This window comes from Mycobacterium helveticum (genome assembly GCF_007714205.1).
GTDB lineage: Bacteria > Actinomycetota > Actinomycetes > Mycobacteriales > Mycobacteriaceae > Mycobacterium > Mycobacterium helveticum.
This window is the reverse complement of sequence record NZ_VMQU01000060.1, coordinates 19,800-31,645: the sequence shown is the minus strand read 5'-3', so window position 1 is coordinate 31,645 and position 11,846 is coordinate 19,800. Positions and strand designations below refer to the sequence as shown.

Here is an 11,846-nt window from a genome sequence, read left to right as displayed (position 1 = left end):
GTGCCGCCGCCGGTGAGGGCGTGTCCGGCGGCGGCTTCGAGTTCGGCCAGGGTGGTGGTGGCGATGATGGCGGCGGGTAGGCCGTTGTGTTGGCCCAACTCGCCGGAGGCCAGCATCGCTCTGAGCGCGGCGAGCAGGCCGTCGTGGTGGCGTTGGGCCGTGCTGCGGGTGTCGCGGTCGATGGCGTCCTGGCTGGGGGTGCCGTCGACGCAGGGTTGCTCGTCGAGGTTGTTGCACATGCCGGGGGCGGCCAGTTTGGCCCAGAGGGCTTCCAGGGTGGCGCGCAGTTCGGGGGTGATCCAGCCGCGCAGCTCCGACATCTTGTCCTCGCCCTGTTTGCCCAGGGTCAACCCGCGCCGCCGCGCGCGGTCCTCGTCGCTGTAGGTGCCGTCGGGGTTGATGGCGTTGGCGAGTTGGTCGGCCAGCTCGGCGAGGTGTTCAGGCCCGATTTGTGAGCCGTGGCGAGCCAGGTCGGCTTCGGCTCTGTCCCGGGTCTGTTGGTCGACCCAGCCGGGCAGCCGATGGTAGAACTTCTGGATCGTCGCGACGTGACCGGCGCCCAGTTTGCCCTGCCGTTGACCGGTGGCGGTGCCGGCCAGGATCGGCGGCAGGGGTTCGCCGGTCAGGCCGTGGCGGGGCCCCAGATCGGCCGCCTCGCGGATGCGCCGGGAGGCTTCTTTGCGCGACACCAGAGCCCATTCGGCGATCGCGTGAGACAGGGTGCCGCCCAGTTCTTCGGCGCTGGCCTGGCGGGCCAGGTTGTTGATCAGGGGATGCTCGAGCGCGGGCAGGCGGCGGCGCACCTTTTCCACCCGCTCCAGCAACACCAACTGCTCGTGGACGGTCAACGCGTCACAGGCGTGGTCGAACAAGTTGTCCAGGGCAGCGTCGAGGGCATCGAAATCCGCCGTCAACGCCTCCCGATCAACACTCACACCGCCAAACTATCGGCACCCACCGACAAAAATCTCCACCCAGTGACCATAGAAACCAAAGTGACGCAAGTTTTTTCAGACTGAGGCGAACCGCTACCTGCGTTGTGCCGCGGCCAATCTGCTTGCGAACTCCGGGGATTGGAGGGTGTGCGCCTGCGGCCCGAGCTCCATGCGCATGGCGGAGTCGTGGTGTTCGTTGTCCAGCGCCCCCGGGCTGGCGGTGGCGCGCATGGTCGCCTTGGTGGCCAGCACCACCTCGCGTGGGGCGGACGCCGGGCCGGCGGCCAGGTCCAGCGCGGCGGCGACCGGATCGTCGGCGACGCTGAGCGCCAGCCCGTGGCGCACCGCGGCTTCGGCGTCGAAGCGCATGCCGAACAGCAGGGCCGCGCGGGCCACCTGCGGGCCGACCGCCCGCTGCAGCATCCACGTCGCGCCACCGCCGGGATGCAGGCCCAGCTGCTGAAAGCGGGCGTCGAACAACGCGCCGGGCCCGGCGATGCGCACGTCGGCGGCCAGCGCCAGGTTCAGCCCCGCACCGACGGCCGCGCCGTTGACCGCGGCGATGGTGGGCAGGCGGCAGTTGCCGACGGCCATGAAGCCGTCGTAGAGGCGCTGCAGCCCGGCTTCGGCCGCCCCGGTGCCCGCGGCGCCCAGCGCGCTGAGGTCGGCGCCGGCGCAGAACGCCTTGCCCGCCCCGGTGACCACCACGGCATGCACGCCGGAGTCGTCCTCGGCCCGCCGCACCGCGGCGCGTAGCTGTGCCGACATCTCGCCGGTCACCGCGTTGCGGCGGTCGGGATCGTTGACGGTGATCAGCGCGATGCGGTTCTCGACGCGGTACAGCACGGGGTCGGTGGGGGTCATTCCCGTAAGAGTACTGGGCCGTAAGAGTACTGGGCCGTAAGAGTACTGGGCCGTAAGAGTATTGCGTGCGCACCGGGCCGGGATGGATCGAATTGACCCGAATGCCGTTGCCCGCCAGTTCCACCGCGGCCGATTTGGTCAGGCCCCGCAGGCCGAACGTGGAGGCCGCGTTGCCGTTTTCGCGATCCCGGCGTTGCTCACCAGTGCGTCGAGCCGCCCGAAGGCGCTCAGCGCCGCCGTACCCAGGTTCTCGGCGACCGTCCGACCGGCAACGCACCCGACCCGGCCAGCTTGGCCCAGACGAGGGCGACGAGCATCCTCAATAACGCGCCACGGTGGTCCCATCCCGCTGGCAAGCGCCAGCCCAGCTCGGGTGTGTCCGGAAAGTCAATGGAAGACGACACCGTTTCGGTGCAGCCGCCGAGTGCATCGCAACCATTCGGTTCAAGATCGCCGGAAGGCGGCGGGGACCACGAAGGGAAACTCGGCGAAATGAAGGCGCCGTGAGTTCGTTCTGTTGCATCATCATCGTCGCCTTCAAGGCAACCAGCGTGGCCGCTGGAACCGTTGACGTCGACCATTTGCGCCGCAACACGATCCGATCCGTCGGAAAAGGTTGGCTGCGCCCAGTCCGACGGCGCGGCAGGCGTTCAACCCCGCGGCTCGGTGACGATCTTTTTGGCAGGCTGTCGGGCGGCGCGAGCGTTCGGGGTGATGCACTCAACGGTCGCCGCAGCTACCTCGATCTTGAGCTTGCAAAGGCTGCATGAACATCACCTGCCCTCCGGGGATTGGCGCTCGATGCCCTGGAGCACTAACTTCCCTGGGGTGACGTTCTCAGCTGCTGGTGTACTCGCGCGGTGGATCGCCCCCCTACTCACGGTTGCCTCGGTCGCCGGCGTGGGTTTTCTCGGCCACCCGGTGCAGGTCGGTCCCGCCCCGGCGGTGCGGTTGGCCGACGACGCCAACCCGTTCGCCGGCACATCCTTGTACGTCAATCCCGCCTCGGCGGCTATGCGCGCCGCGCAGCACGCCGATCCGCCGAGTCCCGAGCTGACCGCCATCGCCAACACACCGCAGGCGTACTGGATCGTCCCGGGCTCTTCGGCGGCCACCGTCGCCAAGTACACCGGTGACGCACAGGCTGCCGGCGCCCTCCCGGTGCTGACGCTTTACGGGATCCCGCACCGCGACTGCGGCAGCTTCGCCGCGGGGGGCTTCGCGACGGCCGACGCCTACCGCGCCTGGATCGACGGCATCGCCTCCGACGTGGGTGCATCGCGCACGGCGATCATCCTCGAGCCGGATGCGCTCGCCATGGCCGACTGCCTGTCGGCTGACGAGCGCCAAGAGCGCTACGACTTGATCCGCTACGCCGTCGACACGCTGGGCCGCAATCCGGGCACGGCCGTGTACGTCGACGGTGGCCACCTGCGCTGGCACAGCCCCGAGGACATGGCCGCCAGGCTCAACGCGGCCGGCGTCGGACACGCGCGGGGCTTCAGCCTCAACACTGCGAACTTCTTCACCACCGCGGACGAAATCGGCTACGGCGAGTCGATTTCGGGACTCACGAACGGTTCGCACTACGTGATCGACACCTCGCGCAATGGCGCCGGACCGGCGCCCGACTCCAGGCTGAACTGGTGCAACCCCAGCGGCCGGGCGCTGGGCACTCCGCCTACCGCGGCCACCGGCGGCGCGCACGCCGACGCCTACTTGTGGATCAAGCGTCCCGGCGAATCCGACGGAACCTGCGACAAAGGAGACCCGCCGGCGGGCACGTTCGTGAACCAGTACGCCATCGACCTGGCCCGCAACGCGGGCCAGTAGCCGGCCCTGGCAGCCCTTCGCATCGTCGTCCCTTTGCCGCCGCAGGCGAACTCGGGCAGGTAGGGCGGGTACCTCGGGGGCGTGCTGCGCACCGTCAAGGCGAGGCAAACAGCGATCGCCCGAAGACAAACCCGCGCCCGCCTTCCAGCGACCGCATCGCCCCGGCGTCGGTGCTGAACATGCGACGAAAGTCGTGCGGGGTGTCCGGGCGCAGCGAATCCAGCGGAAGCCATCGGCAAGAGGTCGACGCCGACCGCGACGTCAGCCGAGTTCCGTCAATTGCCCGCCGGGGAACACCGTACCTGACCGCGAAAGTGCAACTGGCGACGCATTTGTCGAGAGAGGCGGTCGGTAGGTGCACTCTCGCGGCTGAGGGCCGCCGGAAGCCTCGGGGCAGGATGGCGGTGCGGGATAACGGTTCGGCGGCGGCCTGCCGGCTGCGGATGCCGCGCTGCGGGGCGGCGGGCAGGGTGTCGCGGGTAGGAACGACGCCATGCACAAGGCGAACGTACCCGTCGCCCGAGCCGCAGCGCGAAAGGCGATCAGGACGGCAACCGGGCTCGTCGCGCTTGTGCATCCGATCGGAACGTGATGCGTCTTTGGCATTGCCCGCCTCACGACAGCCCATCCACGACAAGAACGGCGCGTTGCAGGTCTCGGCATCGATCGAAGGTCTAACGTTTCAGGACTAAACAGGACTAAAGCTGTGAGACAGGCCGGCTTGGCCACGCTGGGGCAGCGTAGTTCTGCGACGCCGCCGCCCAGGCTGGACCGATTTCCGACATTGGTCGGTCAGCGCCTGGGTTTGCGACTGCGGACGCCCGCGACGCACGACGGCCGTCCGCCCACCGGAGCCGATGTTCGCTCTTACCGACCCGTGGTTGGACAGGCCCGACTACTCCGCCTACGAATTCCTTCGGCGGCCCGGGCGTGTCGTGGGCCGTCTTGAAGACCCGAGAACCACCTCTGGTCAGTGCCCCCGGCACGACTCGAACGTGCGACCTAGGGATTAGAAGGCCCTTGCTCTATCCACCTGAGCTACGGAGGCAATGTGCAGGTCAGTCTAGCCAACGGGCCCCGGCTGAGTGGCCCGGCAACACGACGCGCCCGAAAAGGCTTCCGCCACCGCGATTATCGGCTAGGGTGGTGACCCTCGACACACGTACAACACCGGCTGGACATGAGCCGTTAACCGCAATGAGGCGTGTGCCTGACGTCGAGGGGTGACGTAGCTATGAGCCTGGCCATAGACGTGGCTTTGCAGTGCTCGCGGGCCAGTGCCCACGCGCTGCGGCTGGCGGCCGATGCCAGGGATACCTGCCGGGCCAGCGCCCTGCTGCTGCGGGGCTCGCCGTTCGCGGTCGGATGGGTCGCGGGCTGGCTGTCCACGGAATTCCCGCCGCACGTGCTGACCGGACACGCGTTGTCCCGGGTGGCCCACCCGGCCGTCGGCCGGGTCGCCACCACCTGGGCTGCGCAGCGCGCCGATCAAGCCCTCACCGCGGCCCTCGAGGGCGCCTTCGGTCCGGACTTTCGCGACCAGGTGTCCCATCCGACCTGCCGTAGGTCGCAGCGCACCCCCCGCGACGGCCTGTTCCACCGGCCGGGCCCGCACCGCCGCTACGCGGCGCAGACCTCCGACATCTCCTATGGCCCCGGGGGCACCGAACATCTGCTCGACATCTGGCGGGGCCCGGACGTGGCGCCCGGCAGCCGCGCCCCGGTGCTGATCCAGGTGCCCGGAGGCGCATGGACCGTCGGCGACAAACGCGTTCAGGCCTACACGCTGATGAGCCGCATGGCCGAGCTCGGCTGGATCTGCGTCTCGATCAACTACAGCAAGAGCCCGCGCTGCACGTTCCCGGCGCACCTGATCGACGTCAAACGCGCGATCGCCTGGGTCCGCGAGAACATCGCCGACTACGGCGGCGACCCCGACTTCATCGCGATGACCGGCGGCTCGGCCGGCGGGCACCTGGCGTCACTGGCGGCGCTCACGCCCAACGACCCCAGGTTTCAACCCGGATTCGAACTCGCCGACACCGCGGTCCAGGCCGTCGCCCCCTACTACGGGGTCTACGACTTCGTCGACGCCGACAACATGCACGATCTGATGCTCCCGTTCCTCGAGCAGTTCGTCATGAAAGCCCGCTACGCCAGCGCCCCGGAGCGGTTCGAGGCGGCCTCCCCGATCTCCTACGTCCACCCCGACGCCCCGCCGTTCTTCGTGCTCCACGGCGAAAAGGACGAAGTGGTTCCCTGCGGCCAGGCCCGCTCCTTCTGTGCGGCGCTGCGCGCGGCGGGCGCACCCACGGTCGGCTACGCCGAGCTCGCCAACGCCCACCACGCCTTCGACATCACCCCGACGCTGCGCTCGCGGCTGGCCGCCGATGCCGTCGCCGATTTCTTCGGCGTCGTCTACGGGCGGCGCTCGAGTTCGCTGCTGGATTCGCTGCCCCTGGCGGTCACGTCCGCCAGCTGAGGCCCGGACCCGTCACCGCGACGGGCCCCGCGACCGGATTGTGCCTTTCACCAGCGCGTCAACCCGGCTAGCGTTGTGGTGGCGATTGGTCCGAGGCGAGAGGCTTGGTCGGCGGTGACACGTATGGCACGTCGAGTTGGTGATCATGGCTGAGGCCACTGATTCCGTGGCCGTCGTGAGATTGTCCGACGAGCTTGGACCGGTCGACTATCTGATGCATCGGGGCGAGGCGAATCCCCGGACCCGCTCGGGCATCATGGCCCTGGAACTCCTTGACGCGACACCGAACTGGGACGTGTTTCGCACCCGTTTCGAGAACGCGTCGCGCCGGGTGCTGCGGCTGCGGCAGAAGGTCGTCGTGCCGACCTTGCCGACGGCGGCGCCGCGCTGGGTGGTCGATCCGGATTTCAACCTGGACTTCCACGTGCGCCGGGTGCGGGTGTCCGGACCGGGCACGCTGCGGGAGGTGTTCGACCTCGCCGAGATCATCCTGCAGTCACCGATGGACATCTCCCGGCCGCTGTGGACGGCCACCCTGGTGGAGGGCCTGCCCGACGGGCGGGCCGCGACGCTGCTGCACGTCAGCCACGCGGTCACCGACGGCGTCGGTGGTGTGGCGATGTTCGCCGAGATCTACGACCTCGAGCGCGACCCCCCACCCAGGCCGACGCCGCCGCTGCCCGTCCCGCAGGACCTGACGCCCAACGAGTTGATGCGGCAGGGCATCAACCGGCTGCCCCTGTCGCTGCTCGGTGGCGTCCTGGGCGCGGTGTCCGGTGCCGTGTCGACGGCCGGGCGGGTGGTCCTGGAACCGGCGTCGACGGTCTCGGGAATCGCGGGGTACGTCATGTCGGGGATGCGGGTGCTCAACCGGGCTGCCGAGCCGTCGCCGCTGCTGCGCCGGCGCAGCCTGGCCACCCGCACCGAGGCGATCGACATTCTGCTCGCCGACCTCCACAGGGCCGCCAAGGCCGGCGGGGGATCGATCAACGACGCCTACCTCGCCGGCCTGTGCGGCGCCCTGCGCCGCTACCACGAGGCCCTCGGCGTGCCGGTCAGCACGCTGCCGATGGCGGTGCCGGTGAACCTGCGGGCCGACGCCGACACGGCCGGGGGCAACCGGTTCACCGGAGTCAACCTGGCGGCGCCGCTGGGCACCGCCGACCCGGTCTCCCGGATGAGGAAGATCCGCGCGCAGATGACCCAGCGGCGCGACGAGCCCGCGATGAACATCGTCGGTTCCCTGGCACCGGTGCTCAGCGTCCTGCCGACCGCCGTGCTGCAGGGGATCACCGGCTCGGTGATCGGCTCCGACGTCCAGGCCAGCAACCTCCCGGTCTACCCGGGAGACACCTACATTGCCGGCGCAAAAGTCCTGCGCCAGTACGGCATCGGCCCGCTGCCCGGTGTGGCGATGATGGTGGTGCTGATCTCGCGGGGCGGGTGGTGCACGATCACCGTCCGCTACGACAGGGCGGCCATCCGCGACGAACCGTTGTTCGCCCAGTGCCTGCTGGAGGGTTTCGACGAGATCCTGGCGCTGGCCGGCGACTCGGCGCCCCGCGCGGTGCCCGCCTCGTTCGCCGAGCCGGCCGCGTCGGCGTCGCGATCGGTGTCGGGATCATGAGCGCATCCGAGGAGCGGGGGACCGAACGGGACATGCAGAAACCGGCGGCGGACATGCGACTGCCCGGATCGGTCGCCGAGATCATGGCCAGCCCACCCGGACCCAAGATCGGGGCGTTCTTCGACCTGGACGGGACCCTGGTCGCCGGCTTCACCGCGGTCATCCTCACCCAGGAACGTCTGCTGCGCCGCGACATGGGGGTGGGGGAGCTGCTCAGCATGGTGCAGGCGGGCCTGAACCACACGCTCGGGCGCATCGAGTTCGAAGACCTCATCGGCAAGGCCGCTTCCGCGCTGGCCGGGCGGCTGATCGATGACCTCGAGGAGATCGGCGAGCGGCTGTTCGTGCAGCGGATCGAGGGCCGCATCTACCCCGAGATGCGCGAACTGGTGCGGGCGCACGTGGCGCGTGGACACACCGTGGTGCTCAGCTCGTCGGCGCTGACCATCCAGGTCAATCCGGTGGCCCGGTTCCTCGGCATCACCAACATGCTCACCAACAAGTTCGAGACCACCGAGGAGGGCATGCTCACCGGCGGCGTGCAAAAGCCCATCCTGTGGGGGCCGGGCAAGGCCGCCGCGGTGCAGCGGTTCGCCGCCGAGAACAACATCGACCTCAAGGACAGCTATTTCTACGCCGACGGCGACGAGGACGTCGCACTGATGTATCTGGTCGGCAACCCGCGGCCGACCAATCCCGAGGGCAAGATGGCCGCGGTGGCCAAGCGGCGCGGCTGGCCGATTCTGCGGTTCAACAGTCGCGGACCGGTCGGCATCCGTCGGCAACTGCGCACGCTGGCCGGTTTCGGTTCGCTGTTCCCGATCGCGACCGGCGCGGTGGGGATCGGGATGCTCACCCGCAGCCGGCGGCGCGGCGTCAACTTCTTCACCTCCACCTTCTCCCAGGTGCTGCTCGCCACGACCGGCGTCCAGCTGAACGTCATCGGCCAGGAAAACCTGACCGCGCAGCGTCCGGCGGTGTTCATCTTCAACCACCGCAACCAGGTCGACCCGGTCATCGTCGGCGCGCTGGTGCGCGACAACTGGACCGCGGTGGGCAAGAAAGAACTGGCCAAGGATCCGATCATGGGCACGATCGGCAGGGCGATGGACGCCGCGTTCATCGATCGCGACGATCCGGGCGCTGCCGTGGAGTCGCTGCACCAGGTCGAAGAGCTCGCCAGAAAAGGACTCTCGATCGTCATCGCCCCCGAAGGCACCCGCATGGACACCACCGGGGTCGGGCCCTTCAAGAAGGGTGCTTTCCGCATCGCGATGGCCGTCGGCATCCCGATCGTGCCGATCGTGATCCGCAATGCCGAGATCGTCGCCGCGCGCAACTCCAGCACCATCAACCCGGGCACGGTCGACGTGGCGGTGTTCCCGCCGATCCCGGTGGACGACTGGACGGTCGAGACGCTGCCCGAGCGCATCGCCGAGGTGCGCCGGCTGTATCTGGACACGCTGGCCGACTGGCCCGCCGGCCAGATGCCCGAGTTGCCCGAGCCCGTTCTGTACAAGACGAAAGCGGCCAAGAAGACCCCGGCCAAGAAGGCCCCGGCCAAGAAGGCCGCGGCCAAGAAGGCCGCGGCGAAGAAGGCCCCGGCGAAGAAGGCCGCGGCGAAGAAGGCCCCGGCGAAAGCCCAGCCGAAGGGCACCGCCCCCGGCGAGGGGACGCCCGAACCCCGGCCCCGAGGGCGGGCGTGACCGAACCGGCCGCAGACACCAGCGCAGTCCTGAGCGCGCAGGATTCGCTGGTGTTGGCGTCCATGGCCTCGCCGGTCGAAATGGAGCTGATCACGGCCTGGGTGGACCGGCAGCGCGCCGTCCACCCCGGGGCCCGGGTGGACGTGTTGCGGCTGCCCGAACCCGACGCGCCGCCGTCGGCGCTGACCGCGCTGGCCCGCCAGCTCGAATCCGGCGACGACCGTTCGATCGTGCCGGTGCAGGTGTTCTGGTTGCCGCCCCCGGATCGCAGCAGGCTCGCCAAGGTGGCGGGTCTGCTGCCCGGCCTGGATCCCTACCACCCCAACCAGCGTCGGCAACGCCGCATCCGGCGCGACGCTCCCGGCCGCGCACGGGTGGTGGCCGGCGAGCCGGCCAAGGTGTCCGAACTGCGCCAGCAGTGGCGCGACACCACGGTGGGCGAGGACCCGCGCGACTTCGCCGAGTTCGTCATCCGCCGCGCGATCCTGGCGATCGAACGCGTCGAGTACCGCATCCTCGGGCCGCAGTACAAGTCGCCGCGGCTGCTCAAGCCGGAGATCCTGGCGTCGGCGCGGTTTCGCGCCGGCCTGCAGAAGATCCCGGGCGCCACCGTCGAGGAAGCCGGGAAGATGCTCGACGAACTCGCCACCGGGTGGAGCAGGGTGTCCGTCGACCTCGTGTCCGTCCTCGGCCGGGCGATCAGCCGCGGGTTCGACCCGGCGATCGACTACGACGAGTATCAGGTCGCGGCCATGCGCTCCGGCCTGGAAACGCACCCGGCGGTGCTGCTGTTCTCGCACCGGTCCTACATCGACGGCGCGGTGGTGCCGGTGGCGATGCAGGAGAACCGGCTGCCGCCGGTGCACGTGTTCGCCGGCATCAACCTGTCGTTCGGTTTGATGGGCCCGTTGCTGCGCCGGTCCGGCGTCATCTTCATCCGCCGCAACGTCGGCGGCAGCCCGCTCTACAAGTACGTCCTGCGCGAGTACGTCGGCTACATCGTCGAGAAGCGGTTCAACCTGAGCTGGTCCATCGAGGGCACCCGCTCGCGGACCGGCAAGATGCTGCCGCCCAAGCTCGGCTTGCTGGCCTACGTTGCCGACGCCTACCTGGACGGTCGCAGCGAAGACATTCTGCTGCAGCCGGTGTCGATCAGCTTCGACCAGCTGCACGAGACGGCCGAGTACGCCGCCTATGCCCGCGGCGGGGAGAAGACCCCCGAGGGCATCGGCTGGCTGTACAACTTCATCAGGGCGCAGGGCGAACGCAACTACGGCAAGATCTACGTCCGCTTCCCCGAGGCGGTGTCGATGCGCCAGTACCTGGGCCCGCAGCAGGGTCCGCTCAGCCACGATCAGGACGACAAAAGGCTTGCCCTGCAGAAGATGTCCTTCGAGGTCGCGTGGCGGATCCTGCAGGCCACCCCCGTCACCGCGACGGGGTTGGTGTGCGCGCTGCTGCTGACCACCCGCGGCGCGGCGCTGACGCTCGACCAGCTGCGCCACACCCTGCAGGACTCCCTGGACTACCTGGAACGCAAGCACACCCCGATGTCGACGAGCGCGCTGCGGCTGCGCACCCTCGCGGGCGTGCGCGCCGCGGTCGACGCGCTGTCCAACGGCCACCCGATCACGCGGGTCGACGGTGGCCGGGAGCCGGTGTGGCACATCGCCCCCCAGAACGAACACGCCGCCGCGTTCTATCGCAACTCGGTGATCCACGCCTTCCTGGAAACCTCGATCGTCGAACTCGCGCTCGCCCACGCCCGTCACCTCCCGGATGACGGAGGCGACCGCATGGCGGCGTTCTGGGCGCAGGCGATGCGGCTGCGGGATTTGCTGAAGTTCGATTTCTACTTCGCCGACTCGGCGGCGTTCCGGGACAACATCGCCGAGGAGATGGCCTGGCACGACCACTGCGAAGCCCATGTCGCCGCCGGCGGCGACGAGATCGACGCGATGCTGTTCGCCAAGCGCCCGCTGATGGCGGATGCGATGCTGCGGGTCTTCTTCGAGGCCTACGAGATCGTCGCCGACGTGCTGCGTGACGCCCCTGCGGACATCGGTCAGCAGGAACTGATGGACCTGGCGCTCGGGGTGGGACGGCAATACGTGGCGCAGACCCGGGTCCGCAGCAGCGAGTCGGTGTCGACGCTGTTGTTCGCCACCGCGCGCCAGGTCGCCGCCGGTCAGGACCTGATCGCCCCCGCCGACCTGTGCACCGCGGAGCTGGCCGAACGGCGGAGCGCCTTCCGGCGGGAGTTGCGGGACATCCTGCGCGACTTCGACTACGTCGAGCGGATCGCGCGCGAGCAGTTCGTCGCCCGCGAGTTCACAGCGCGTCAGCGCCGCCGGGACAGCCGAACCGCCTGACCGCCCATGCCCTGGGCGCATGACGGT

8 protein-coding genes, 1 tRNA gene and 1 pseudogene are annotated in these 11,846 nt (G+C 69.4%); 6 read left to right on the top strand and 4 right to left on the bottom strand.

The window, feature by feature from the left end:
• The 3 genes and pseudogenes from FPZ47_RS15125 to FPZ47_RS29500 all read right to left on the bottom strand — a co-directional run.
• On the bottom strand, nt 1-935 hold a 935-nt coding region (locus FPZ47_RS15125; protein ID WP_145039484.1), incomplete at its 3' end, for a 13E12 repeat family protein.
• 93 nt (nt 936-1,028) lie between these two features.
• A complete protein-coding gene (locus FPZ47_RS15120) occupies nt 1,029-1,799 on the bottom strand; it encodes an enoyl-CoA hydratase (RefSeq protein WP_144952478.1) in 771 nt (256 codons plus the stop codon).
• Between the two features lie 64 nt (nt 1,800-1,863).
• A pseudogene (locus FPZ47_RS29500) lies at nt 1,864-1,974 on the bottom strand (SDR family oxidoreductase); the annotation flags it as partial.
• Between the two features lie 328 nt (nt 1,975-2,302).
• On the opposite strand from FPZ47_RS29500, the gene FPZ47_RS15110 reads away from it, so the two are divergent.
• Both FPZ47_RS15110 and FPZ47_RS15105 read left to right on the top strand, forming a co-directional pair.
• Nucleotides 2,303-2,569: a hypothetical protein gene (locus tag FPZ47_RS15110; RefSeq protein ID WP_144952480.1), complete on the top strand. Its 267-nt coding sequence runs from the start codon at nt 2,303-2,305 to the stop codon at nt 2,567-2,569.
• Nucleotides 2,570-2,627: 58 nt separating this feature from the next.
• Nucleotides 2,628-3,632: a glycoside hydrolase family 6 protein gene (locus tag FPZ47_RS15105; RefSeq protein ID WP_144952482.1), complete on the top strand. Its 1,005-nt coding sequence runs from the start codon at nt 2,628-2,630 to the stop codon at nt 3,630-3,632.
• Between the two features lie 974 nt (nt 3,633-4,606).
• Here the strand turns inward: FPZ47_RS15105 and FPZ47_RS15095 are convergent.
• A tRNA-Arg gene (locus FPZ47_RS15095) sits at nt 4,607-4,680 on the bottom strand.
• 186 nt (nt 4,681-4,866) lie between these two features.
• Between FPZ47_RS15095 and lipQ the strand changes: the two genes are divergently transcribed.
• The 4 genes from lipQ to FPZ47_RS15075 all read left to right on the top strand — a co-directional run bounded on the left by lipQ (nt 4,867) and on the right by FPZ47_RS15075 (nt 11,819).
• Nucleotides 4,867-6,114, top strand: coding sequence for an esterase LipQ (gene lipQ / locus FPZ47_RS15090; RefSeq protein WP_144952486.1), 1,248 nt, complete (start codon nt 4,867-4,869; stop codon nt 6,112-6,114).
• 145 nt (nt 6,115-6,259) lie between these two features.
• Nucleotides 6,260-7,741, top strand: a complete 1,482-nt coding sequence (locus FPZ47_RS15085) for a WS/DGAT/MGAT family O-acyltransferase (protein WP_144952487.1) — start codon at nt 6,260-6,262, stop codon at nt 7,739-7,741.
• On the top strand, nt 7,738-9,447 hold the full coding sequence (locus FPZ47_RS15080; protein WP_144952489.1) for an HAD-IB family hydrolase/lysophospholipid acyltransferase family protein: 1,710 nt from the start codon (nt 7,738-7,740) through the stop codon (nt 9,445-9,447). Before FPZ47_RS15085 ends, FPZ47_RS15080 begins: the two co-directional genes overlap by 4 nt.
• Complete coding sequence (locus FPZ47_RS15075) at nt 9,444-11,819, top strand: glycerol-3-phosphate 1-O-acyltransferase (RefSeq protein ID WP_144952491.1); 2,376 nt, start codon at nt 9,444-9,446, stop codon at nt 11,817-11,819. The genes FPZ47_RS15080 and FPZ47_RS15075 overlap by 4 nt, the downstream gene beginning before the upstream one ends.
• Nucleotides 11,820-11,846: the final 27 nt, after the last annotated feature.